Here is a 23,737-nt window from a genome sequence, read left to right as displayed (position 1 = left end):
TTCCCCGCGTGACCGATCCCGCTCTCGGTGTCAGCCTCCCGTACTGGCAGGACCGTGACCCCCTCGATGCTCTCCTGGTGGCCGAGACCGCCGAAAAGCTCGGCTACGACCGACTTTGGATCGGCGAGATGGCCACCTTCGACGCCTTCGCCCTGGCCTCCGCGATCGGCGGCACCGCCGGTCGCATACCGCTGTGCGTGGGCCCCCTCGCCGTGGACGTTCGCACCCCGGCGACCATCGCCATGGGGGTGGCCAGCGTCGCCGCGCTCACCGGCCGCCCGGTGGACGTGGCGCTGGGCACCTCCAGCACGGTGGTGGTGCGTGACTGGCACGGCCGCGAAAGACGCCGGACCGCAGTGCATCTGGAGGAGTCCGCCCGCATCGTCCGGGCACTGCTGTCGGGCGACCGCGTCGAGTACGAAGGTGCGACCGAGCGCATGAACGGATTCCGGCTACGGCTCCCGGTGGCACCCCGGACGGAATCGGACATATTGGCGCAGAGCGGTTCTCAGGTCATGGCCGGTCGCGGCAATGACCCCTCCCGTGCGCGGGCGGAGTTGGTGCTGGCGGCCTTCGGGGCGAGCGCGCTCAGGGCGGCGGCCCGGGTCGCCGACCGCGTGGTGCTGAACCTGGTCACACCCGCGCAGGTGGCCCGATGTGTCACCGCGATAAAGGAGTTCGCCGAACGCGCGGGACACGACGCACCGCCGGTGTCGGTCTGGGTGACCGCCGCGGCCGACCCGTCGCCGGAAATGCTGGCCACGCTGAGACGCGGGGTCGTGGGTTACTTGCGCGCGCCGGGCTACGACGCCATGTTCACCGAAGCCGGGTTCGGCGAGGTGGTAGGGCTGGCCCACAGCGGGGCGCGGCCACGTGCCGTGCTGGCCGCGGTGCCGGACGAATTGGCCGCGGTAGTAGGGATGTTCGGTGATCGAGCCGAGATAGCGGCCCGGCTCACGGCTTATCGGGAGGCCGGCGCCGACGAAGTGGTGATCGTGCCGGTGACCACGGCCGAGGATCCGGGCGGGAGCTACACGCTGGAGACCGTGCTGGGGGTGGAGCGTGCGTGAGGCGTACGTGTACGACGCGGTGCGGTTGCCCAGGGGGCGGGTGCGCAAGAGCGGGGGGACTCTGGCCGATGTCCCGCCGCACGAATTGTTCGGGCAGCTGCTGACGGCATTGGAGCAGCGGTCGTGCCCGCCCGAGGTGGTCGACGACATCATCGTGGGGATCAGCACGGTGGCGGGGGAGCAGGGCGGAGATCTGGCGCGGGCCGCCGCATTGTGGGCGGGCTGGCCGGATTCGGTTCCGGGCGGGGTGGTTTCGCGATTGTGTTGCTCGGGACTGGACGCGGTGCAGAGCGGTGCGGCGCGGGTCGCGGCGGGATACGCCGACGTGGTGGTCGCGGGCGGAGTGGAATCCATGTCGCGGGTGCCCATGCTGTCGGATCGGCCGGGCATCGCCACGGATCCGGATCTGGGGGAGCGGGCCGGGTTCGTCACCATCGGGGTGTCGGCGGATCTGACGGCGGCGGTGCACGGGATCGGGCGGGCGGAGCTGGATGCCTACGCGGTGCGCTCGCATCGGAAGGCTTCGGGCGCAGCGGGTTCGGACTCGGTGATACCGGTGCGCAAGGGCGGGACCCTGCTGCTGGCCGCCGACGAAGGAGCGCGGGCCGATGCGAGCCTGGAGAACTTCGCCGCATTGCCGGCCCTGTTCGAGGCCGATCCGGGATGGGATCGGGTGGCACGGCGGCTGCCGGGTGCGCCGCGACCGGCAGCCGGATTGCATACCCTCGCCACCGCTCCGCAACTCGCCGACGGGGCCGCGGCGGTATTGCTGGGCAGCCGCCGAGCGGAAGGTTCGGTGGGTCGTGCGCCGCGCGCGGTCATCGCGGGGACGGCGCAGGCCGCCGAACGGTCTCCGCTGCTCACCGCGCCCGTCGCGGCCGCACGGCGAGCCATGGATCGGGCGGGGGTCGGGACCGCCGGCATCGACGTGGCCATCATCAACGAATCCTTCGCTGTCACACCGATAGTGGTGATGCGCGAACTCGGTCTGAACCCCGAACGCGTGAACCCCACCGGCGGCGCGCTGGCCGTCGGTCATCCGCTCGGAGCGACCGGCGGGATCCTCCTCGCCGAGGCCCTGGACGCCCTCACTCGCATCGACGGCGAGCATGCGCTCGTCGCGATTCCCGCCGCGCTCGGACTCGGATCGGCGGTGGTGCTCCGCCGGCTCCGCTGAGCCGGTACGGCCGAAACGACCATCCTCCACCGTCGAGAACTACGAACACAGGGACCCTCATGGCCGAATCAACTCTCTCCCCGGCAATTCCCACTGATCGACCCGGCGCGCACCGCTGCCATCCCGAGGAACTGGTGCGGGAATATCTCGAACGCGGCTGGTGGGAGCCGGACACGATTCCGGAGATCTTCCGGCGGCGCGTCGCCGAAGCGCCGGCCGCGCCCGCGGTCAGTGATCCGGCGAATCTCGCCGAGTTGACCGGGGCGACGCCACGCACCTCGAGCTGGCGGGAACTCGATGATCAGGTGCTCGATATCGCGGCCGTATTGTGGGCCAACGGGATTCGGCAGGGCTCGACGGTGGCTGTGTTGCTGCCGAATTCGATCGCGCTGACCGCCACGTATCTCGCGCTGTGGCGGATCGGTGCGGTGGCGACGCCGATGCCGGTTTCGTACCGGCGGCACGAGATCTCGGGGATCGTGGCGGCCACGGATGCGGACGCGCTGATCACCACCGGCGTGCTGGGGGATCGGGAGCTCGCCGCGGAAGCGTTGACGATCGCGGAGGGGCGACGGGTGGTCTTCGCGTTCGGGCCACGGGTGCCGGAGCAAGCCGTCGAGGTCGGGCCGCCGGCACCGGAGGAAGCTCGAAAGCTGGTGTGCGACTACGAGTCCGGTCTCGAGCGGACCGTGAACGACCGGATCACGGTGTGCTGGACCAGCGGCACCGAAGCCGCACCCAAAGGTGTGCCACGTTGTCACGGCGACTGGCTGGCGGTGGCGCGCGGCGTGCAGGACGGGCTGGCGCTCACCACGGAATCGGTGGTGCTGAATCCGTTCCCGATGGTGAACATGGCGGGATTCGCGGGCACGCTCCTGCCGTGGCTGCTGACGGGCGGGCATCTGGTGCAGCATCATCCGCTCGATCTGCCGGTGTTCCTGCGCCAGATCGCCGAGCATCGAGTGACCTACACCTGTATGCCGCCGGCACTGCTGACCATGCTGCTCCAGAACGACGCGCTGCGCGCCCACGCGGATCTGAGTTCACTGCACACCGTCGGCTCCGGCGGCGCTCCCTTGCCGCCGTCCGTGGTCCGACGCTGGCAGGAGGAACTCGGCATCGCCGTCGTGAACTTCTTCGGCTCCAATGAGGGTGTGAGCCTGCTGGGCGCTCCGGCCGACATCCCGGATCCGACGGTGCGCGCCCAGCATCTTCCGCATTACGGTGCGGCGGGCGTGCGCTGGGCGACCCGGCTGGCCGCGAGCACCGCGGTGAAGCTCGTCGACGTCGTCACCGGGGACCAGGTGACCGAGCTCGGCGGACGCGGCGAGCTGCGGATGCGCGGGCCGGCGGTGTTCGGCGGCTACCTGGCGGGTACGGCCGCCACCACACCCTTCGATGCGGACGGATACCTGTGCAGCGGAGACGTTTTCGAACTCTGCGGCGAAGGCGGCCGGTATCTGCGATTCGTGGACCGGGTCAAGGAGATCATCATTCGCGGCGGCATGAATATCGCGCCCGCCGAGATCGAAGGACTGCTCGCCGATCACCCCGGGATCGCGGAGGTCGCGGTGGTCGGGTACCCGGATGCCGTACTCGGTGAGAAGTGCTGTGCCTTTGTGGTTCCCGCGCCGAATACCACCGTCACCCTCGATGATCTCGTCGCATATCTGCGATCGCGCGACGTGGCCTCGTTCAAACTGCCGGAACGATTGGAGATCGTGGCGAGCTTGCCGCGCAATCCGGTCGGCAAACTACTGCGCCGCGAACTGCGCGCGCGTCTCTGAGCCTTCGAGAATTCCAGGAGTTGTTGTGTCCGTGCATATTCTCGGTGGGAGCCAAACGGATTTCGCCGTCAACTGGCAGCGCGCCGGACTCGGATTCGATGCGCTTTTCAGCCGGGTGGTCGACGACTCGTTGCGCGCCGCCCAGGTCGACGCGGCCGATATCGGGGTCATCCACGTCGGCAACGCCTTCGGGCAGTTGTTCACCGGCCAAGGGCAGTTGGGCGGGATGCCCGCCACCGTGCGGCCCCAATTCTGGGGTGTACCGGCTACCCGGCACGAGGCCGCCTGCGCCTCCGGCAGTATGGCCGTGCTCGCCGCCATGGCCGACCTCGAGTCCGGGCGCTACGACTGCGCGCTGGTGATCGGCGCGGAGCTGGAGAAGACCGTGCCGGGCGGGCAAGCGGCACGGTTCATGGGCGCGGCCGCCTGGGCCGGGCATGAAGCGCTGGGGACGGATCTGGTGTGGCCGAGCATGTTCGCCGCCATCGCCGAGGAGTACGACCGCCGCTACGGCCTCGACCCGGCGCATCTGCGGGCCATCAGCGCACTCAATATCGGCAACGCACGCTCGAATCCGGCTGCGCAAACCCGGGATTGGAAGTACGCACCGGACAGCTTCGATGCCGACGACGAGGCCAATCCGCCGGTGGCCGGAGTGCTGCGCCGCCAGGATTGCAGCCAGATGACCGACGGTGCCGCGGCGGTGGTCTTGGTGTCCGAACGATTCCTTCAGCAGCGCAACACTATTCGGCCCGCCGGTCGATCGGTGATCGCAGGCTGGGGACACCGCACCGCCGCCCTGTCACTGGACGCGAAACTGGCTTACTCGGCCGACGACCCCTACGTCTTCCCGCACCTGCACCACACGGTCCGCGACGCCCTGGACCGCGCCCGGCTCCCCGATATCGACGCCGTCGACGCCGTGGAGGTCCACGACTGCTTCTCCATGTCGGAGTACGTGGCCCTCGACCACCTCGGCATCACCGCGCCCGGCGAGAGTTGGAAAGCCATCGAAGCCGGTGAAATCGCCCGCGACGGAAGACTTCCCGTCAATCCCGGCGGCGGACTCATCGGCATCGGACATCCCGTCGGCGCCACCGGAGTTCGCATGCTTCTCGACGCGCACCGCCAGGTCACCGGGCAGGCGGGCGACATTCAGGTGCCGGATGCGCGCCGGGTCGCTACGGTGAACATCGGCGGCAGCGTGACCACCGTCGCGAGCTTCGTGGTGGCCGCCGTCGACTGAGGACAACGTCAGGAGATCCCTTGTCGGACAACGAACCTCTCATTCTCGATCCCACCGGAGTCGATATCCAAGGTGAGGCCGCGCGGCTGCGCGAACGCGGCCCCGTCACCCTCGTCGAACTGCCCGGCGGTATTCGCGCCTGGTCGGTGAGCGATGTGGCACTGCTGAAGAACCTGCTCACCGATCCGCGGGTATCTAAGTCGGCGAAACAGCATTGGCCCGCGTTCATCAACGGTGAAGTGCCGCAGGATTGGGCGCTGTATCCGTGGGTTTCGGTGTCGAGCATGTTCACCGCGTACGGCGTGGACCATCGGCGGCTGCGCAAGCTGGTCGCGCCCGCGTTCACCCATCGCCGGACCGCGGCCATGCAGCCGCGCATCGAGCGCATCACCGCGGACCTGCTCGACACCCTCGCGAAGACGCCCGATGGTGAATCCGTGGACCTGCGTGAAAGTTTCGCCTATCCGCTGCCCATCCAGGTCATCTCCGAGATGCTGGATGTGCCCGAGGAGCTGAACCCGACCCTGCGGTCCTGCGTGGACGCGTTCTTCGACACCACGCTCACGCCCGGGGAATCGATGGCGAAGTACGGCGAAATGTACGAGCTGCTCGCCGAACTCGTGTCGCGCCGGCAGCAGCGGCCGGGCGACGACATGATCAGCGTGCTGATCGCCGCCCGGGACGAGGACGACGGGTCCACGCTCACCGATACCGAACTCATGGACACCCTGCTGCTGGTGATCAGCGCCGGGCACGAAACCACCGTGAACCTCCTGGACCAAGCCGTCTTCACGCTGCTGACGCACCCCGGTGAGCTGGCGAAACTCACTGCGGGCGAGGTGAGCTGGGAAGATCTGGTCGAGGAATCGCTGCGCTACCAAGCCCCGGTCGCGCACCTGCCGCTGCGTTACGCGGTGCAGGACCTCGAAGTGGGCGGGGTCCGGATCGCTGAGGGCGAGCCCATTCTCGCCTCCTATGCCGCCGCCAACCGGGACCCGAAGCTGCACGGCCCCACCGCGAACGAGTTCGACCTGACCCGGGAGAGCAAGGAGCACTTGGCCTTCGGGTACGGGGCACACCATTGCCTCGGTGCGCCCCTGGCCCGGCTGGAGGCGAAAGTGGCCTTGCCCGCGCTGTTCGCGCGGTTCCCGGAACTGCGGCTGGCGGTCGAACCCGGTGAGCTGGGCGCCGTGCCCAGCTTCATCTCCAATGGTCACGACCGCCTGCCGGTCTACCTGAAATAACCCGTCAGGCAGGCAGTTTCGACGCATCGCGGACCGCGCCGCGATCGGCGGAGGTGGCGAGCATGGCGTAGGTGCGCAGCGCCAGCGAGACCTGACGGTCACGCTGGCGCGGCCGGTATCCGCCGCCTGCCTCCAGCTCCGCGCGGCGCGCGGCCAGTTCCGCATCCTCGACCGCCAAAGTCATACCGCGCGAGGGGATATCGATGGTCACGGCATCCCCGTCCCGCACCAGCGCGATCGGCCCGCCGGCCGCTGCCTCCGGCGAGATGTGCCCGATGGACAGCCCCGAAGAACCGCCCGAGAACCGTCCGTCGGTCACCACCGCGCACGCACCGGCCAAACCGCGGCCCTTGAGATACGAAGTGGGATACAGCATCTCCTGCATGCCCGGTCCGCCGCGCGGCCCCTCGTAGCGGATCACCAGCACGTCACCGGGCTGGATGCGGCCGGAGAGAATCGCCTCCACCGCCTCTTCCTGCGAATCGACCACGACGGCCGGTCCGGTGAAGGTGTGCATGTGCTCGGCCACGCCCGCCGACTTCACCACCGCGCCGTCGGGTGCGAGATTGCCGCGCAGCACCGCCAAACCGCCGTCGCGGGAATGCGCGTGAGCGAGATCGCGGATGCAGCCGTCGGCGGCATCGACATCGAGGGTGTGCCAGCGCTCGGACTGTGAGAAGGCCGTGGCCGAACGCTTCCCGCCGGGTGCGGCATGGAACATCTCCAGCGCGGTGGGGGAGGGCTTCTCGGCGCGCACATCCCATTCGGCCAGCCACGCATCGAGCGAATCCGCGTGCACCGCATGCACATTCCGGTGCAGCAGGCCCCCGCGATGCAGCTCACCCAGGATGGCGGGCATACCGCCCGCGCGATGCACATCCTCCATCAGATAGCTGCCGTTCGGTGCGACCTTGCACAGGCACGGGATCTGCGGGGACATCTTCTCGATATCGGTCAGCGTGTAGTCCAGCCCCGCTTCCTGCGCCGCCGCCAGCAGGTGCAGCACGGTGTTGGTGGACCCGCCCATGGCCAGATCCAACGCCATCGCATTGTCGAAAGCCTCACGGGTGGCGATGTTCCGGGGCAGCACCCGGTCGTCGTCCTGCTCGTAATAGCGGCGGGTCAACTCCATCACCGTATGCCCGGCCGACTCGTACAGCGCCTTGCGCGCGGTATGGGTGGCCAGCACGGTGCCGTTGCCCGGCAACGCCAGACCCAGCGCCTCGGTCAGGCAGTTCATGGAATTGGCGGTGAACATGCCCGCGCAGGACCCGCAGGTCGGGCAGGCGTTCTCCTCGATGCGCGCCATATCCTCATCCGACACGTCGGGGGAGACGGCCTCGGCCATGGTGACGATGAGGTCCAAGCGGCTGCGGACGGTGCCGTCGACCAGTACGGCGCTGCCGCCCTCCATGGGCCCGCCCGAGACGAACACGGTGGGGATGTTCAACCGCATGGCCGCCATCAGCATGCCCGGGGTGATCTTGTCGCAGTTGGAGATACACACCAGTGCGTCGGCGCAGTGCGCGCTCACCATGTACTCGATCGAATCGGCGATCAGATCCCGCGACGGCAGCGAATACAGCATTCCGCTGTGCCCCATGGCAATTCCGTCGTCGATGGCGATGGTGTTGAACTCGCGCGCAATACCGCCCGCCGCTCGTACCGCCTCCGACACGATCCGCCCGACCGGTTGGAGATGGGTGTGCCCCGGCACGAACTCGGTGAAGCTGTTGGCGATGGCGATGACCGGCTTGCGGCCGATATCCGCCGACGGGACGCCGCTGGCGCGCATGAGCGCGCGAGCCCCCGCCATATTCCGACCGTGCGTGACGGTGCGCGAACGCAATGCGGGCACGATGCCACCTCCTGAATCCCAATCTCCAACCGTGCAGTTGCAACCGCACGGTTGGAGTCTTGCATACCGGCGGGGTGAACCGCAACCATGCGGTTGGAGATGGTTGGATGGTGCGCATGGCGTGGGATACCGAGGGCACCAAACGGCGACTGCTGGAAGCGGCGGTGCACGAATTCGCCGAACGCGGCCCCGACGGGGCGCGGGTCGCGGCCATCGCCACCCGCGCCGGAATCAACAAGGAACGGATCTACCAGTACTTCGGCGACAAGAGCGGCCTGTTCGAAGCCGTCCTCACCGACCAGCTGGAACAACTCGCCGCAGCCAGCCCACTCTCCGCCGACAGCGCCGGCGACCTGGCCGAATACGCCGGCCACGTTTTCGACTTCCACCAGACCCACCCCCAGTTCCTGCGCCTCATGTACTGGGAGGGCTTGCAGCACGGCGGCGGCGAACTCCCCGCCGAATCCGCCCGCGCCTCGCACTACGCCGACAAGGTCGCGGCTCTGGCCGCCGCCCAGCGCGCCGGCAAGCTCGCCGACGACGTCGCACCCGGATACCTGCTGTACGCGGTCGCGGCACTCGCGGCCTGGTGGTTCGCCGCACCGCAGGTGGTCCGGATGATCCTCGGCGCGGACACCGACTCACCGGCCACCCTGCGCGCGGCCCTGGTCGCTTTGGTGCGGCGGCTCGAACTGCGTTCCTAGCTACCCGAGTCGATCCGGCAACGGGGCAAGTGTGAAGTTCTGCCAGACATAGCTATCCATCTGATGCTGATCACCGGAGAGGTTCACCACCCGATCGACCTTCCCGGCCGCATCGAAATGCCAGACCAGCGCCCAGATGGTGTCCACCTGGCCCGCGCCCGCGGTCGAGTAGCCGCGGTGAATATCCACCACATACTCGTCATTGGCTTCGAGAAAGAACGTCTCCGCCTTCATGCCCGCCTTGGCCAGCGCATCGAAGAATGCCAGCACCTCATCGATGCCCCGCTTGGTCCCCGACAGCGCATGATGCCCCGGAATGGTCCACTCGATGTCCTCGGTGAGCACGGCGCGCATGCCGTCCAAGTCATAGCGGGCATAGGCATCGAAGAATGCGGTAATGGCGGTGATCTTCGTATCTTGTTCGGTCACAGTACTTCTCTACCCGCGGGACGATGTCCGAGGGAAAGACCGATTCGGGCTGGACTCAGCGCGGTTCGTTATGAATTCGCCCGGTCAGGCGTTCAGGTAGCGCCGGGAGATGTCCTGGTAGACGCGCGGAACGGTGGCGAGGATCAATGCGCCCAGCGGTCCGGTGAGAGGGCGGTCGAGCTGTAGGTGCATCTCGTAGCGGTCGATGATCCACTTGTTCCGGCGCACCACCTCGTGATCGATCCTGCCGATCTGCTCGTTGCCGGCGTCGCGGATCAGGAATCGGTCCGACCAGTTGCCGGCGCATTCGACAGTGCCGAGCGGGACGTCGTTTTCGTCGCTCAGGGTGAACTTGGTCTTCGACGACCAGCCCACGGTGACCTTGCCGAGGTCCTTGATGCGGCTGACGGACTTGAACCGGACCACATCCTCGGTGATGGTGTGGATGAGCGCGTCGTCCTGGTCGCGGAGTTCGACTCTGGTGCCCGCCAACCTTTCAAGCACTTTCGCGCCGATGGGCACCATCGATCCGAGTGGCCTACCGTGGTGGTCGGTAATGGTCCAGCCGCGATGCTCGATCAGTTCGGCTTGGTGCCGGAAGACCAGGCCGCGTTCCGCGAGCAATCGCGGATCGACCGAAACAACCTGTGTCGGTGTGGTTCTCACCGGCAGCGGCTGACTGTGCTCGGTCCAGCGGTACCCGTCCCACCAGCGCAGGAGAGTGCCGTTGGGATACCAGCCAGGGGGCGGGAGCGGTGCTGCCATGACCCCAGGTTAGGAAGCGGCCGGACCCGTTCCTACCCACCGCAGGGGTGAGAATCCGGCACCTGACGGCAGTATTCTTGCTGCCGTCGCGAACAGTGAGAGAGAGAATGACTGAGCTAGCCGCATTTCCGCTGCCCTTTACCGGTTTTCATACGACGGTCGCGCCGGTGCGGACCCTGCGGGAACGTCAGATGATGCAGTTGAGTTCCGGTATTCGGTCGAAACCGGCGTGGTCCGTCAAGATCGATGATGCCGAGATCGTCGGCAGATGGACTCGGGAAGCGGTCGAACAAGGACTGACCGAGGCCCAAATCCGTTATGTGCTGGCGGAATTGGCGTACTACGCCGGGCTGCGGGATGAGCGGACCGGGATCGAGGTGGCGGCTGTCGACGGGGTGTGGCAGTCGGATTCGCTGATCGAGGACGAGTTGAGATCGCGTCTGCGGGAAGCGGTTCGGGTGCTGGAGGAGGTGCCCGCCGAGGAGCTGGATTGGCATCCGGGGACCGATGCACAGGTGCTGGATCTGGTGCATCCGTCGCTGTTCTGCCGGGTGCGGTCGGTGAGTTCGGCCGACGATTCCGATTGGAAGAAGCCGACCTCTCATTACGAGCGGTACCTGCATTCGGAGAAATTCCAGTGGCTGCCAACGGATGTCGAGGTCGGCGCCGACGGTGCAGCCGTGTTCTGCTCATACGTGAACAATGTGCATCCCGATACCCATCGGGAACTCGAAGCCGTGCTGCCCGAGCTGTTCACGCGGGTGCTCCCGCTGTTCGAGAAGGTGCTCACCGAATTGCGTAATCCGCGACCCGTGCGGATCGAAGTCGACTCGACCAGCTGGTATGACCAGGACCCGGACCGGCCGGTCGAACCCGAGGACGAGGACGACGAGGACGCCCAGCGCGAATGGGAAACGGCGATGGAGGAATGGTGGGACTGGCGCAGCCCCGTGATCCCGGACGCGCCCGAATTCACCCCGCCGGCGACACCCGAACGCGTCGAGCTGCGCGGCCGGCGCCTCCAGGTCATCGTCAAGCTCGCGAATATCCATCTCACGCCGGAGCGGCCCCGATACCCCGGCGGCAGTTGGCATGTCGAAGGCATGTTGAACGAGCGCATCGTCTCGACCGCCATCTACTATTGGGACAGCGAGAATATCGGCGACAGTCAGCTCGGCTTCCGGGCGGCGATCGACGACCCGGATTACGAACAGAACGACCGCACCGGCGTGTCCGAGGTCTACGGTCTCGGCGACGAGGATCCGCTGAATCAGGTGCTCGGGTCGGTGCGCACCAGCGCCGGGCGCTGCATCGCGTTCCCGAACATCCTCCAGCATCGCGTCGCACCCTTCGAACTGGCCGATCCCACCCGGCCCGGGCATCGAAAGATCCTGGCGTTCTTCCTGGTCGACCCGTCGGTGCGAATCACCTCGACCGCCGATGTGCCCCCGCAGCAGCCGTGGTCGCCGACCTCGACCATGACGCTGGCGCAGGCCAAGGAGTTTCGTGCGGAGCTGATGCGGGAGCGGAAGTTCTTCATCGACGAGCACAACGAGGAGCTGTACGAGCGGGAGTTCTCGCTCTGTGAGCATTGACCCGCAGTGGATTTCACTCCGCGCGGGAGAACACCGCCACCAGGAAGTCGGAGTCGTCGTCGAAAGGCCGCAAGTCCCACGCCGAAAGTTTCAGATCGACTGTGAGCCCGGCGTTTTCGGCGTCGGCCAGGAATTGCGGGAACTCGTAACCCCGATCGGCGCCGAAGCCGGTGACCAGGCGTCCGGTCGGGGCGAGGTGGCGGGCGAACCCGTTCAGCACGGCCGCCCTGGTGGAGGGCGCGAGGAAGGTCATCACGTTCCCGGCGCAGACGATGGCATCGAAGTCGGCGGCGACCCCGCGACTCGGCAGATCCAGCTCCGCGAGGTCACCGACCAGCCAGGCCGGACCGGGGTAATCCTGTTCCGCCGCCGCGATCAGCACCGGATCGACGTCGACACCGACCACGAGGTGACCGGCCGCATGCAGGTAACCGCCCACCCGCCCCGGCCCGCACCCCGCATCCAGGACGCGGCTGCCGCGCGCGAGCATGGCATCGATCATCCGCGCCTCGCCGACGATATCGGTGCCGTCGGCCGCCAAAGCCCGGAACCGCTCCACATACCAGCTCGAATGCGCCGGATCCGCCGCGGTGAGCTCCTCCCACTGGCTGGGGACGCGTCCGCTCATCGTCAGTTCCTCCTCGCTGTGGCAAACCTCCGGTTCACTCTGCCACGGCCGGGCCGATCTTCACCGTGCGCGCTGGTACCGAAGGTAGACGACCTGCGCCCCCACCTGGCGAGTCTCGACCAAACGCAGCTCGAGACGCCGGTCGAGCGGCGGAAAGTACGGCGTTCCGCTGCCGAGCACGACCGGGTAAACGAACTGACAGTATTCGTCGATCAGATCCTCGGCGATGGCCGCCGCGGCAATCTCAGCGCCGGCAATGGCCACCACGCCCGGACCCGGCTGCCCCCGCAACCGATCGATTTCGGTGGCGATATCGTCGGTCGCAAGCCGCGCATTGCCACTCACCGACTCCAGCGTGCGCGAGAACACCACCTTGGGAATCGGCCGCCAAATCTTGGCGAACTCCAAATCCGCCTCATCGCTCATCGTCTGCTCGGCGGTCTCCCAAACCAGCATGGTCTCGTACAGCTTGCGCCCACACACATGCGCCGCGATATCGCGAGTCTGCTCGATATGGAACCGCATCAACTCTTCATCGGGAACGCTCCAACCGAGGTCGTCACCGGGCCCAGCGATATACCCGTCCAGTGACACACTCAGCGAATAGATCACGGGCAACATCGAATCCTCCTCGATGATCGATCGGTCCACCCCGCGACGAGGCGTGAATGTGCTTCCGTTGTGGTCCAGGCTGCCCTACGAACCCGACCCCATGCGCGTACGACTTCAACGTTTGCCGGACAATTCCGGCTATGGATGCCGTGGACGCTCGCCGATGAATGCCCCTTACGTCCGGAGCGCTGTTCTCGACCGGTCCAATGTGCCGTCCTTCGACCAGTATCCGTTCTCCTTGCCGGTGGTGCGCGAGTTATCGGAGTTGGAGCTGCATCCCCGGGTGACCTTCCTGGTGGGCGAGAACGGCAGCGGCAAGTCGACACTGCTGGAGGCGATCGCCACGGCGTGGGGCTTCAACGCGGAAGGCGGCACCAAGAACTTCAACTTTTCCACCCGCAGCTCCCACTCGGCCCTCAACGAGCATCTGCGACTGGTGAAGTCCATACACAAACCCCGCGACGGCTTCTTCCTGCGCGCGGAAAGCTTCTTCAACGTCGCCACCAATATCGAGGAGCTGGACCGTGAGCCCGGCTCCGGACCACCACTGATCGGCGCCTACGGCGGCGTCTCGTTGCACGAACAATCACACGGCGAATCCTTCTTCGCCCTCCTGATGCACCGCTTCAACGGCCACGGCTTCTACGTCCTCGACGAGCCGGAAGCCGCACTGTCCCCCAGCCGCCAACTCGCGATGATCGCCCGCCTGCACGAACTCGTATGCGCCCGTTCCCAATTCCTGATCGCCACCCACTCCCCGATCCTCATGTCCTACCCGGACGCCTGGATCTACCAAATCGGCGAGGACGGCTACGAACTCGTCGAATACGAGGACACCGAGCACTACCGAATCACCCGCACCTTCCTCGACAACCCCGCCAAATACCTCGACGAACTACTGGATTGACGAGATCGCCTGAGCCACAATCGCCGATTGGCTGATCATCAACCAGGCCCTGTCGGTGCATGAAAACAGCGAGGCAGCGTCACGCCTGATGCACGCGATCGCCAACATCGCTCCAACAGTTCCGAACTCCCCGGGGTAGCCTGCGGCGTGAACGCAGACGGCTGGCTGGAAGATACGCGAGCGTCCTACGACAGCGTCGCCCTCGCGGATGCATCCCTAGCCGGTCTGGTTGCATGGTATTCGCTGATTCACATCCCCGACCACGAAATCCCTACTGTCCTAGCGCATTTCCGCCGAGCCCTGCGCCCCGGCAGCCCGCTGCTACTCGGCTGAAACTCCGCCTGTCCCACATCGATTATTCAGTGAAGCGGCCCCGTTCGATCAGTCGGGGAGCGGGATCTCCCTGATCTGCCTGGCCTTCGATTGGGCAGCGACGCAAGGCGAACTGGGGTTGTTGACCGAGTACGAGTGGCCGACCTCGGCCACCACGCCGCTGCGGCCGCCGGATCGATCAACGCGCTACCCGGCAGGACAGCCTTGGTGCGAGGGGATGACGGAGCGGTATGACTTCGACGAGTTCAGTAGGCTGCCGCCATGAGTCCTCTCTGGCGCGGGGCAACCCGGATATTTCTGCGCAGCGGCCTGATCTTCGGCTGTGTCATGGCGCTTTACCTGGGGTTGGTCTCCGGCTCCGTGTGGGGCGGGGTGATCGCCGGATTGATCGGCGGGCTGCTGTTCGGTGCCGTGATCACTGCGCTGTCCATTTTGCAAGCACGGCGCAACGGCACTGGTCATGAGCTCGGAGCCGATGTGCGCCAGCAGGTTTCGATCGAGGTGGCGCAATCCGCAGGGGAAGCGTTCGCGGCGGCCGAACGAGCGCTGGCCGAGTTGCGAGCGACCATCACACAACGCGATCTCGCCGCTGGTGTACTCGCCGCACGGACAAAGATGTCATGGATGAGTTGGGGCGAGAACCTGCGGGTGGTGGTGGCAGAGCGGCCCGACGGCAGCACCGTGGAGGTCTCCAGCCGTCCGCGCCTTCCGGTCACGACCGTCGATTACGGTCGCAATCTCCAGAATGTGCGCTCGATCGTGCGGGCGCTGACCGTGCCGACGTAGCGGCCCACCACCGGCGGATATCTCAGCGCCGGTGGACTTCTCGGAAGCGGCGAAGATCCTCGCAGCCGTACGCGGTTACGGATCACCTCGGCGGTTGTCGAACGCACTCAATTCGGCGCAAGGTGCTTTCGGCGCGGCATCCTTCGCTGTGGTGACCGCTCACCCCGGTAGATGATTGGGGGAGTTGGGGATTGGGATCTCGAATTGCCAGGGGCCGGGGATGTCCGGGCGGGCGGCGGCCTGGGTGTGGAGGTGCAGGTAGTCGGTGCGGGGGACGTCGATGGCGCCGAGGGAGGTGAGGTGGCTGGAGGTGACTTGGCAGTCGATGAGGGTGAAATCCCAGGCGGTCAGTTGGGTGCAGAGCCAGTAGAGGGCGATTTTGGAGGTGTCACGGGCGCGGGAGAACATGGACTCGCCGGCGAAGGAGCGGCCGAGTGCGACGCCGTAGAGGCCGCCGACGAGTTCGCCGTCGCGCCATACTTCGACCGAGTGCGCATGACCGAGGTTATGCAGTCGCAGGTAGGCCGCCTGCATGTCGGAGCCGATCCAGGTTCCTTCCTCGTTCCCGCGCGGCGCGGCGCAATTCGACATCACATCGGCGAAAGCGCGATCCATGGTCACGCCGTAGTCGGCAGCAGTGACAGATCGGCGATAGGACCTGGTCACCCGCAGGTCGGCCGGCAGCAGAATGCTGCGCGGGTCCGGGCAGTACCAGTGGATCATTTCGCCCGGGTTGTACCAGGGGAAGATGCCCGCGGAATAGGCGCTCAGCAGCCGCTCCGGCGACAGATCGCCGCCGAAAGCGACCAGTCCGGAAGGATCCGCGAGCTCGACGGGTGGGAAGGGCTGGTCGGGTTCGGCCAGGTACATCCGCATCAGGTCGGCAGCGTCGGTCACCGGATCGAGATTACCGACTCGAGCGAACAGCCTCGGGCTGGACAGATCAGTGCGGCGACTCGTGAAATGCGCCGGTATTTCTCGTTTGAACTAGGACCTGATCTGTCCTATATCCGCGACATGATCGACTCATGAGCGAAATCGAATCGACTGTGGGACAGCCGGATCAGGCCGACATCACCGATTACAACGATCCGAACGCGCCGTGGAACCAGGCGTGGGACCAGGACGGCGGCATCGCCAACTGGAACGATGATGTGATCAAGGAGTTCCGGGCGAACTCGGGCGTGGTGGGCGGCGCATACGCGGGTGGGGATCTCATCCTGCTCACCACGACCGGAGCCAGGAGCGGCAAGCGGCACACCACGCCGCTGGGACCCCTGTATCGGGACGACACCATGTATGTGAGCTCGTTCATCGAGGACAAGTACCCGGCCTGGTGGTACAACATCAAGGCGAATCCGCGGGTCACCATCGAACTTCGAGGCGAGACTCACCAGGCGACCGGCAAGGTGCTCGAAGCCGCGGAGTACGAAGAATTCGCGGCGTGGGTGCTGGCCAACAACCCGCTGCTCGCGGATTTCCAGTCCAAGGTCGACAGGCCGATTCCGTTGGTAGTGCTGACTCTCGACGCTGAGGGCTGAACGCTCCTCCGAACTTCACGGCCGCCCAGCTCGCAAATCGGTCCGACGCCGCGAGGGATGCTAGGACTGCGAGGTGGATTCTTCTGCTTCGACCCCACCGCCGCCCGTACCTTGTCTACGTCAGACGGCGATCCGACTGGCGAAGGCCGGCGATCTCGAGGAACTGCGGCGGCTGGCGGATGCCGGTGACGCGCAAGGATCCCGGCAGTTGGCTGCCGGCTTGTTGCGCGCGGGACGGGTCGCCGAGTTGGAAGCGCGGGCGGCCGATGGAGATCGGTATGCCGCTCGGGCACTGGCGGATTGGCTGCTGCGGCAAGGTCGCATCGACGAGGCCATCGACCAGATGCGGGTGGTGGCCGAGGGCGGAAATGCAGGTGCTCGCAGACGATTGGCTCGATTGCTCGCCGGGCAGGGGCGGGTGGAAGAAGCTATTTCGCAGCTGGACCGCCTGCCGGAGCGAGATCGGTTCGCCGGCGTGGTCGGGTGGCTGTCCAGCCAGCGTCGCTTCGACCTGCTGCAACAGCTGGCGGTCGCCGGAAATGCCCATGCCACAAGGGAACTCGAGCGAGGTGCGCTGAAGTTGTGGCGTGCCGCCCGCCTGACCGCCGCCATCGATCTGCTCACCGGCATCGACCAGAGGTGTTCGCAGTATCGCGACCTCGACTGGACGATGGTGAACATCGCGAACGAATGGCGGGTACGGCGGCTCCACCTTCGTGAGGAAGCCATCGAGTTGCTGGGCGCCGTCGCGCACCCGATGCTCCGGCGGGTGCGGGCCGGGCTGCTGCTCGCACAAGGGCGCTATGACGAGGCGGTGACGGAACTCCGGGCGCTCACCGCCGGGGGCGACCACGCCGCCGAAGCGAGATTGAATGTGGTGCTGCGGCGCGAGCTACCTGCCTTGGAACTGCGTGCATTCGAGCACTGCGCCGGCGACTTCCGTACGGTCGCGTTCAGTCCGGACGGGGCCGTGCTCGCTATCTGCGACGGCAACAACCACACGATCGTCGCGTGGCACCTCGAGACCCGTAGGGTCTTGTACACCGTGCGGACGTCCTTCTTCATCGGCGCGATCGCGTTCAGCGGCGACGGTACGGTGTTGGCTGCCAACGGTTGGGGTCGAGCAGCGGTGTGGGATGCGGCCACCGGCAAGCACCTGCGAGACCTGGGCGCGCACATCCGCTATGACAACGGAGTCGCTTTCATCTCCGACCGCACGCTGGTCGAGGGACATACGTTGTGGGACATCACCACCGGCGACCGCTTGCTCGTTCTGGGCGTCGACGACGCCGAGGGACGAGCCGAGCACCTGTTGGACGAGCGGGCGACCGATGCGTCAGCCGGTGGTTCCGGCGATCGGGTTCGGGCCGTCGCTCTCGCGCGGGACGGTCACCTGCTGGCAACCGGCACCGAGATCGGTGATCGCACCCGGGACCGGAAAATCCTTGTCCAGCTGTGGAATCCGAATACTGGTGAGCACCTCCGCGATTTCCGACTCGACGGTCGACCACCTGTACTGAGTCTCGCTGTCAGCCCCGACAGCAGTCTCATTGCCGCCGCCTGCGAGTCCAAGGTGTGGTTGATGGACGTCGCGGGGGATCGCGTGCGACGCCTGGGCGGTCGTGGCGGTGCGGACGCGGTCGCGTTCCACCCCGACGGTCACCTACTGGCGACGGCCCGGCGCTGCGGCTGGACCGATTCCGGGGTGCGAGTGTGGAATTCGGCAACGGGGTCCCGCATAGGCGAGCTGGAAACACCCGCCCGGGCGATCGCCTTCAGTCCCGACGGCGCATCCTTGGCGACCGCGGACGAGGCCAGCGGGCTGGTCTGCCTGTGGGACACCGCGCGTTGGCAAAGCCGATAGGCTTCGGCGCCTCAGCCTCGGTCATGTTCGTGTGCAATCGGATTCGGCTCCGGTTCCTGCGCTGCGATCCATCTACCCGTCGCCGGTAGCGCGGACAGGACGAGGATCAGCAGGCTCGCGGTGACCGGAATGAACAAGAAGACGAATCCCCTATTGAGGAATTGCGCCACGCCCGCGATCAACGCCACTCCTGAAGTGAGGATCAACACGACCCGACCCGTTCTCAGGTACGCCAGCAGCAGGAATCCGCCGACGTACCAGGCGACACCGACGACGATGGCGATGATCCCCATGAAGAACAGATCCGTGTACAGGCTCACCTCGTCCGAGTATTCGCGGGCGTGCTCGTCGGCACCGACGATCATGTAGAGCACCCACATGATTCCGGTGATCGCGGTGAGTGGGCCCAGGATCAGCGCGATGAGGGCTGCGGTGACGGCGGTCGCGCCGGCATTGTCCGGAGGGCTCATGAGGCACAGTATTGCGCGCCGGAAAATCGGTCGTGCTCCGGTGGTGTCGTTGCTACCGTGCCGGCTATGAAGGTCGATTCGCGAACCGCTGCCGCGCGAGCTCTGTGCTCGCCGGTCGCTGCCGCTTGACCTCATTCCCTTGCCGGCGACCGGAGACGGTCCGTCGGTGTGGCTTTCATTGCGGGGCTCGCCATGTGCGGTCGTTTCCGGTCGATTTCATTTCGATGGAGGAATCACCGTGATCACTACAGAGCAGACCGTTCGCACGTTCGTCGAGTTCTTCCGGGAGCGGGGGCATCAACTCGTGTCAGGGGAATCGCTGGTGCCGCCGCCAGGGGGTTCGGTGCTGTTCACCACTTCCGGGATGCATCCGCTGACCGAGTACCTGATGGGTCGCACGCATCCGCAAGGGCGGCGGTTGACCAATTTGCAGCGGTGCCTTCGCACTACCGATCTCGACGAGGTCGGGGACGACACGCATTTGACGGTTTTCGAGATGCTCGGCTCTTGGTCGCTCGGGGACTATGGCGGATCGCAGAGTCTGCGCTGGGGTTTCGAGCTGCTGCGTGACGGGTTCGGCGTCGACCCGGGGCGCATGCACGTCACCGTGTTCGGTGGGGACGAACATGTCGGGCCGGACAATCAATCGTGGGAAACATGGACCGAGCTGGGTGTCCCGGTCGAGCCGACGGTTGACGAAAACTGGTGGGACAACGGGCCGGTCGGACTGTGCGGACCTGATTCGGAGATATTCGTCTGGACCGGACCCGAGTCGCCGCGGGGCACACCGACCACCGATGAGCGATGGGTGGAGGTGTGGAATCACGTCATGATGCGGTACGTGAGGCATTCGGACGGGAGCCTCGAAGCGTTGTGGCGGCCGGGTATCGACACCGGGCTGGGGCTGGAACGACTGGTGCGGATATTGCAGGGGACACGGTCCGTCTTCGAAATCGATGTCTTCCAGCCGTGGATGAGCACATTGCCGCGATTGTGGGGGCCGCTGGACGAACCATCCGTGCGGCTGCTCTGCGATCATCTGCGGTCCAGCATCGTCGTAATCGGTGACGGGATAACGCCTTCCACGACGGGTCGCGGATATGTGCTGCGCCGCTTGATACGCCGGGTATTGACCACGCTGTGGCGCGGCGATCCGACGAGCACCCTGTCCGACCTTCCGATCGATCTGATCGAACACACCCTCGAGCATTTCCGGCAACTCGGCGATCCCCGCGAAATCCGCACGATTCTGCTCGACGAGGAGCGCAAATTCGGTCAGCTGCTCCAACGCGGACGGCAGATCCTGTCCCGCCCGCGCTTCCGAGAATCATTGAGCGACAGTGACTATGAGTATCTGCGCGACACCCATGGCATCCCGCGCGACCTTGTTCTGCATCTCCTCACCGAGAGTCGCAGAGAGCGGTATTGAGGGCGGTGCGCATGTCCGCGTTCTTGGTGTCGCTGCCGCCGGGGGCGAGGTTGACCATCACCGTGGCGGTCCGGCCGTCGGTGGTGGCTCCGCTGATCACCGAGAAACCGAGGATGTCACCGTTGTGGCCCCAGTAGGTGCCGCCGCAGGGCAGCGGGGAGCTCATGAAACCGAGCCCGTAGGCGTTTCCGGAGGCATCTCCGGTCGCTCGGGTCGTCATCATGGCTTGAAGTTCGGTGGGTTGCAGTAGGCGGCCGGTGAGCAGGGAGCGGAGGAAGATGTTCAGATCGGCTGTGCTGGAGATTATTTCGCCGGAAGCGCCCGCGATCGATGGGTTGAAGTCGGTCAGTTCGACGAGGGCGTCTCCGGGCTTCGCGTACCCGCGAGGGTGCGTGCCGGTGATCGTCGATCGGTTTCCGGGCGCGGAGGTGTCGTGCAGCGCGAGCGGCTCGATGATGCGCCGATCGATCTCCTCCTGGAACGGCCGGCCGGTGACCTTCTCGATGAGCATCCCGGCCAGCACATAGTTGGTGTTGGAGTAGCTCCAGCCGCTCCCGGGCGGGAACAACGGCGGGTGGGCGAGGGCCGTCCGCACGAGCTGCTGCGGATCGTATTGAGCGAGAGGGTTTTTCACCACCTCCAGCAAATCGACGTAGTCCAGGTAATCGGGCAGGCCGCTGGTGTGCTGGAGCAGTTGCCGCACGGTGATCGCACGCCCGTCATTGCCGTTTCCGATGACCAGTCCGGGTAGATACCGCTCGATCGGTGCATCGAGCGCGATTTCGCCCGCGCCCACCAGCTGCAATACCACCGTGGAAACGAACATCTTGGTCATACTGCCGACTCGGAACCGGCTGTGATCCGCCATCGGCACCCGAGTCTCGATATCCGCCACGCCGCTTTTCAACACGGCGCGGCCGCGCGGCCCGTTCACCGCGAGCAGCGCTCCCGGAGCCGCGTCCGCGGTGGTCAGCCGCTCGAGCACGCCGCGCGCATCGCTGTAATCGGGCGAGGTATCGGCCTGTGTTGCGGTGCTGCAAGCGCACAGCGTCAGCACCGACGCGCACAAAGCGCCGAAAAGGTAAGCGGAGCCGGGCATTTTGTCCTCCAACAGGGTGGTGGACAAAATGCTAGGCAGCCGCAACCGGTGCACACCTCACCCGAGAGAGCCAGCCGTGGCACCGCATCTGATACCGGAGAGCCATAGAGCGGGATGTGATGCCGGCCGACAGTGGTTCAGCGGGGCGCGGGTACGTCCACGATCAGCTCGCCGGGGCTGGGATTCGTACTGACCTGGATGCTCACCCGTCCCGAACCGGGGAAGTGGAAGAAGGTGGCGTTCCAGCCGTAATGGCTGTCGTAATGGGTGGCTTGGGTTTTGGTTTCGGTGACGCCACTGTCGAGGTTGGTGGCGGTCACTGTTGCGGAGATCGAGCAGTCGGTGCCCGTGGCGGGCGATTGGGACAGCGAACCGAACGGATTGCTCTCGGTATCGGCTTTGAAATTCACCTGCACCTGAATCGAGCTGTCGAAGAAGGTCGCATGGTCGCCGCCTTGCTGCCCCTGCTGCGGGGAGGCAGACGCGCTGACCGTGCCCACACAACCCGGCCCGGCATCGACGTGCGCGGGATCGAAGGACGAGGTCTCCGCGGCCGCCGGACCGACCGCCGCCCCGAACGCGATAACCGGCAGCGTCGATATCGCCGCAAACCTGAGCATGCTTCGCATCATGGCTTCTGTCCTAGCATGAACCCGGCCGTGAAGATCGACTTTGCCGAGATGTGCGCGGGTCGATGAACGTGCATCGCCTACCCGCCGGCGTGCCGTAGCTGCTGGCTGAGGAAGTGTGCTGCACGGTCCAGGGCTTGGTCGGCCTCGTCGAGCATGCCGGCGAAGGATTGGAAGACGTGAGGTACGCCCGCGGTGATGTCGAGGATGACATCGACCCCGGCGGCTTGCGCGCGGGCCGCCAGGCGGGTGGAGTCGTCGAGGATCATTTCGTTGCCGCCCGCCTGTAGCAGTATCGGCGGGAAACCGGTGAGATCGGCGAGAACCGCGGGGCTGAGCAGCGGCTGGTGCGGGTTCTGCCCGGCGAGATACATGGCGCCGGTGCGCTCGAGGGCTGCTCGGGTGAAGACCGGATCGATGCTCTCCTTGGTCTTCATGCTTGCGCCGGTGCGGGTCATGTCGAGCCCGGGGGAGAAGGCCACGATCGCGGCCGGCAGCGGCAGGCCGGCGTCGCGAGCGGCCAGACAGGTGGTGACGGTCAGGCCGCCCCCGCGGAATCGCCCGCGAATGCGATGTTCGAGGGGTCCTCTCCGCTGTCGAGCAGGGCGCGGTAGGCGCTCAGCGTGTCGTCGATCGCGGCCGGGAAGGGGTGTTCGGGCGCCAGCCGGTAGTCCACCGAGAAGGCGCGAAATCCGGTGCGAGTCACCAGGTTCGCGGTCAGCGACATCGCAGTTTCCGGTGAACCGAAGACGAAGCCCCCGCCGTGGAAGTACAGGATGGTCCCGGGGCGCGGGCTATCGGCTGGTTCGACGAGTACGGCGGGCCGGGCGCCGAGTTCCGTGGTTCGGGTGCGTATTTCGGCCGGCACGCTCATCTGGGCCATCAGCGCCCGGAATGCCGCCCGGATCTCCTGGACCGATCGAGGTTCGGCCGGTGGCGGCTGACGTAGTAGCGCGTCGACCCGTGCACGTTGTTCGCTGCTCATGTTCGCCTTCCTTGGAATTATCTTGCTATAAGATATATGCCATGGAATATACATCGGGCTCGGTCGATCTGCCGAGCGTCTTCTCCGACGTGGTCCGGTGCGAGACGCGGCTGTACAACGCGCTCGGCGATCGCCTTCGTGAGCGGCACGGGATCGTCGCTTCGCAGTTCGAATCCCTGCGCTTCCTGCGTGATCATCCAGGGGCTCGGGTGGCCGACCTCGCCAACGAGTTCGCCACCGGCGTCGGGGCGATGAGCAAAGGTGTCGACCGTTTGGAGAAGCAGGGATGGGTAGCGCGGCAACCTAATCCGGCGGACCGTCGCTCATCGCTGCTGGAGCTGACCGACGCCGGTGCGCGTCTGGTCGAAGCGGCCGAAGTCACCTTTGCTGAGCAGCTGGGCGAATTGCTGGGCGGCAGCCTCTCTGGGTCCTCGTTATCGGTTGTCGCGCAGGTATTTTCGCAGCTGCGCGCCTCGCTCGAGCGCGACCGGATCGGGCTGCCGGCAGGCTGATCGGCGGTAGGCTACAAGATCATTTCGGTGAGTTGGGAAGGGATGATGACCTCATCGGGTAAGCGGC

Annotated in this window: 22 protein-coding genes and 1 pseudogene; 13 read left to right on the top strand and 10 right to left on the bottom strand. The window is 66.2% G+C overall.

Translation table 11 applies throughout. From position 1 onward, the window contains the following. The first annotated feature begins 8 nt into the window (after positions 1-8). Genes NI1_RS23820 through NI1_RS23800 form a run of 5 tightly spaced genes read left to right on the top strand, consistent with a single transcriptional unit; the run spans position 9 to position 6,524 of the window. Positions 9-1,070, top strand: coding sequence for an LLM class flavin-dependent oxidoreductase (locus NI1_RS23820; RefSeq protein ID WP_067824798.1), 1,062 nt, complete (start codon positions 9-11; stop codon positions 1,068-1,070). Then, on the top strand, positions 1,063-2,247 hold the full coding sequence (locus tag NI1_RS23815; protein WP_067824796.1) for an acetyl-CoA C-acyltransferase: 1,185 nt from the start codon (positions 1,063-1,065) through the stop codon (positions 2,245-2,247). The genes NI1_RS23820 and NI1_RS23815 overlap by 8 nt, the downstream gene beginning before the upstream one ends. A 59-nt stretch (positions 2,248-2,306) precedes the next feature. Continuing rightward, positions 2,307-4,034, top strand: coding sequence for a class I adenylate-forming enzyme family protein (locus tag NI1_RS23810; RefSeq protein WP_067824794.1), 1,728 nt, complete (start codon positions 2,307-2,309; stop codon positions 4,032-4,034). Positions 4,035-4,065: 31 nt separating this feature from the next. Continuing rightward, positions 4,066-5,280 carry an acetyl-CoA acetyltransferase gene (locus NI1_RS23805; RefSeq protein WP_067825310.1) on the top strand — a complete coding sequence of 405 codons (1,215 nt, stop codon included), beginning with the start codon at positions 4,066-4,068 and terminating at the stop codon, positions 5,278-5,280. Positions 5,281-5,300: 20 nt separating this feature from the next. Continuing rightward, entirely contained in the window at positions 5,301-6,524 is a 1,224-nt protein-coding gene (locus tag NI1_RS23800; protein WP_067824792.1) for a cytochrome P450 family protein, read from the top strand. 4 nt (positions 6,525-6,528) lie between these two features. On the opposite strand, the gene ilvD is transcribed toward NI1_RS23800, so the two are convergent. Then, the gene (ilvD, locus tag NI1_RS23795; RefSeq protein WP_084523595.1) at positions 6,529-8,382 is read right to left on the bottom strand and encodes a dihydroxy-acid dehydratase; all 1,854 of its coding nucleotides are present in this window, start codon (positions 8,380-8,382) and stop codon (positions 6,529-6,531) included. Between the two features lie 107 nt (positions 8,383-8,489). On the opposite strand from ilvD, the gene NI1_RS23790 reads away from it, so the two are divergent. After that, positions 8,490-9,086, top strand: a complete 597-nt coding sequence (locus NI1_RS23790; protein ID WP_169815623.1) for a TetR/AcrR family transcriptional regulator — start codon at positions 8,490-8,492, stop codon at positions 9,084-9,086. Here NI1_RS23790 and NI1_RS23785 read toward each other — a convergent pair whose 3' ends face one another. Together NI1_RS23785 and NI1_RS23780 are read right to left on the bottom strand one after the other, a co-directional pair. Beyond that, positions 9,087-9,515 (bottom strand): nuclear transport factor 2 family protein, encoded by a 429-nt coding sequence (locus tag NI1_RS23785; RefSeq protein WP_067824790.1) that lies wholly within the window; start codon positions 9,513-9,515, stop codon positions 9,087-9,089. A gap of 84 nt (positions 9,516-9,599) precedes the next feature. After that, on the bottom strand, positions 9,600-10,280 hold the full coding sequence (locus tag NI1_RS23780) for a DUF2510 domain-containing protein (RefSeq protein ID WP_084523594.1): 681 nt from the start codon (positions 10,278-10,280) through the stop codon (positions 9,600-9,602). A 107-nt stretch (positions 10,281-10,387) separates the two neighbouring features. On the opposite strand from NI1_RS23780, the gene NI1_RS23775 reads away from it, so the two are divergent. Then, positions 10,388-11,875 (top strand): DUF4246 domain-containing protein, encoded by a 1,488-nt coding sequence (locus tag NI1_RS23775; protein ID WP_084523593.1) that lies wholly within the window; start codon positions 10,388-10,390, stop codon positions 11,873-11,875. Between the two features lie 13 nt (positions 11,876-11,888). Here NI1_RS23775 and NI1_RS23770 read toward each other — a convergent pair whose 3' ends face one another. Further along, positions 11,889-12,503, bottom strand: a complete 615-nt coding sequence (locus NI1_RS23770) for a class I SAM-dependent methyltransferase (protein WP_067824787.1) — start codon at positions 12,501-12,503, stop codon at positions 11,889-11,891. A gap of 60 nt (positions 12,504-12,563) precedes the next feature. Further along, positions 12,564-13,124 (bottom strand): dihydrofolate reductase family protein, encoded by a 561-nt coding sequence (locus tag NI1_RS23765; protein ID WP_067825304.1) that lies wholly within the window; start codon positions 13,122-13,124, stop codon positions 12,564-12,566. Between the two features lie 154 nt (positions 13,125-13,278). On the opposite strand from NI1_RS23765, the gene NI1_RS23760 reads away from it, so the two are divergent. Both NI1_RS23760 and NI1_RS23755 read left to right on the top strand, forming a co-directional pair. Further along, positions 13,279-14,022: an AAA family ATPase gene (locus NI1_RS23760; protein ID WP_067824786.1), complete on the top strand. Its 744-nt coding sequence runs from the start codon at positions 13,279-13,281 to the stop codon at positions 14,020-14,022. A 594-nt stretch (positions 14,023-14,616) separates the two neighbouring features. Next, entirely contained in the window at positions 14,617-15,141 is a 525-nt protein-coding gene (locus tag NI1_RS23755) for a DUF1499 domain-containing protein (protein WP_157535300.1), read from the top strand. A gap of 159 nt (positions 15,142-15,300) precedes the next feature. Here the strand turns inward: NI1_RS23755 and aat are convergent, their stop codons facing one another. Further along, positions 15,301-16,038: a leucyl/phenylalanyl-tRNA--protein transferase gene (gene aat / locus NI1_RS23750; RefSeq protein WP_245663374.1), complete on the bottom strand. Its 738-nt coding sequence runs from the start codon at positions 16,036-16,038 to the stop codon at positions 15,301-15,303. Between the two features lie 131 nt (positions 16,039-16,169). On the opposite strand from aat, the gene NI1_RS23745 reads away from it, so the two are divergent. Continuing rightward, complete coding sequence (locus tag NI1_RS23745; RefSeq protein ID WP_067824784.1) at positions 16,170-16,682, top strand: nitroreductase/quinone reductase family protein; 513 nt, start codon at positions 16,170-16,172, stop codon at positions 16,680-16,682. Positions 16,683-16,890: 208 nt separating this feature from the next. Next, positions 16,891-18,546 (top strand): WD40 repeat domain-containing protein, encoded by a 1,656-nt coding sequence (locus NI1_RS23740; protein WP_157535299.1) that lies wholly within the window; start codon positions 16,891-16,893, stop codon positions 18,544-18,546. An 11-nt stretch (positions 18,547-18,557) separates the two neighbouring features. Here the strand turns inward: NI1_RS23740 and NI1_RS23735 are convergent, their stop codons facing one another. Continuing rightward, positions 18,558-19,016, bottom strand: a complete 459-nt coding sequence (locus NI1_RS23735; protein WP_067824781.1) for a hypothetical protein — start codon at positions 19,014-19,016, stop codon at positions 18,558-18,560. Between the two features lie 238 nt (positions 19,017-19,254). On the opposite strand from NI1_RS23735, the gene NI1_RS23730 reads away from it, so the two are divergent. Beyond that, on the top strand, positions 19,255-20,445 hold the full coding sequence (locus NI1_RS23730) for an alanine--tRNA ligase-related protein (RefSeq protein WP_218026816.1): 1,191 nt from the start codon (positions 19,255-19,257) through the stop codon (positions 20,443-20,445). Here NI1_RS23730 and NI1_RS23725 read toward each other — a convergent pair. The 3 genes and pseudogenes from NI1_RS23725 to NI1_RS38920 all read right to left on the bottom strand — a co-directional run bounded on the left by NI1_RS23725 (position 20,417) and on the right by NI1_RS38920 (position 23,047). Then, complete coding sequence (locus NI1_RS23725) at positions 20,417-21,544, bottom strand: serine hydrolase domain-containing protein (RefSeq protein ID WP_067825301.1); 1,128 nt, start codon at positions 21,542-21,544, stop codon at positions 20,417-20,419. The two genes, NI1_RS23730 and NI1_RS23725, sit on opposite strands and share 29 nt — an antisense overlap. Before the next feature lie 137 nt (positions 21,545-21,681). Further along, positions 21,682-22,164: a hypothetical protein gene (locus NI1_RS23720; RefSeq protein WP_157535298.1), complete on the bottom strand. Its 483-nt coding sequence runs from the start codon at positions 22,162-22,164 to the stop codon at positions 21,682-21,684. Between the two features lie 89 nt (positions 22,165-22,253). Further along, positions 22,254-23,047, bottom strand: a pseudogene (locus NI1_RS38920) (alpha/beta hydrolase). Positions 23,048-23,199: 152 nt separating this feature from the next. Between NI1_RS38920 and NI1_RS23710 the strand changes: the two are divergent. After that, positions 23,200-23,670 carry a MarR family winged helix-turn-helix transcriptional regulator gene (locus tag NI1_RS23710; protein WP_067824777.1) on the top strand — a complete coding sequence of 157 codons (471 nt, stop codon included), beginning with the start codon at positions 23,200-23,202 and terminating at the stop codon, positions 23,668-23,670. Positions 23,671-23,737: the final 67 nt, after the last annotated feature.

Origin of the sequence: Nocardia inohanensis NBRC 100128 (assembly GCF_001612945.1) — a bacterium.
Classification (GTDB): domain Bacteria; phylum Actinomycetota; class Actinomycetes; order Mycobacteriales; family Mycobacteriaceae; genus Nocardia; species Nocardia inohanensis.
Note: the sequence above shows the minus strand (reverse complement) of the source record. Positions and strands in the feature narration are given on the sequence as shown.

Excerpts from the sequence above, each read along its gene's own strand:
- NI1_RS23765 (WP_067825304.1), bottom strand. The coding sequence starts at position 13,124 with ATGTTGCCCGTGATCTATTCGCTGAGTGTGTCACTGGACGGGTATATC.
- NI1_RS23745 (WP_067824784.1), top strand. The coding sequence starts at position 16,170 with ATGAGCGAAATCGAATCGACTGTGGGACAGCCGGATCAGGCCGACATC.
- NI1_RS23735 (WP_067824781.1), bottom strand. The coding sequence starts at position 19,016 with ATGAGCCCTCCGGACAATGCCGGCGCGACCGCCGTCACCGCAGCCCTC.
- NI1_RS23710 (WP_067824777.1), top strand. The coding sequence starts at position 23,200 with ATGGAATATACATCGGGCTCGGTCGATCTGCCGAGCGTCTTCTCCGAC.
- NI1_RS23720 (WP_157535298.1), bottom strand. The coding sequence starts at position 22,164 with ATGCTCAGGTTTGCGGCGATATCGACGCTGCCGGTTATCGCGTTCGGG.
- NI1_RS23790 (WP_169815623.1), top strand. The coding sequence starts at position 8,490 with ATGGTGCGCATGGCGTGGGATACCGAGGGCACCAAACGGCGACTGCTG.
- NI1_RS23770 (WP_067824787.1), bottom strand. The coding sequence starts at position 12,503 with ATGAGCGGACGCGTCCCCAGCCAGTGGGAGGAGCTCACCGCGGCGGAT.
- NI1_RS23780 (WP_084523594.1), bottom strand. The coding sequence starts at position 10,280 with ATGGCAGCACCGCTCCCGCCCCCTGGCTGGTATCCCAACGGCACTCTC.
- NI1_RS23810 (WP_067824794.1), top strand. The coding sequence starts at position 2,307 with ATGGCCGAATCAACTCTCTCCCCGGCAATTCCCACTGATCGACCCGGC.
- NI1_RS23755 (WP_157535300.1), top strand. The coding sequence starts at position 14,617 with ATGAGTCCTCTCTGGCGCGGGGCAACCCGGATATTTCTGCGCAGCGGC.
- NI1_RS23760 (WP_067824786.1), top strand. The coding sequence starts at position 13,279 with ATGAATGCCCCTTACGTCCGGAGCGCTGTTCTCGACCGGTCCAATGTG.
- NI1_RS23725 (WP_067825301.1), bottom strand. The coding sequence starts at position 21,544 with ATGCCCGGCTCCGCTTACCTTTTCGGCGCTTTGTGCGCGTCGGTGCTG.
- NI1_RS23775 (WP_084523593.1), top strand. The coding sequence starts at position 10,388 with ATGACTGAGCTAGCCGCATTTCCGCTGCCCTTTACCGGTTTTCATACG.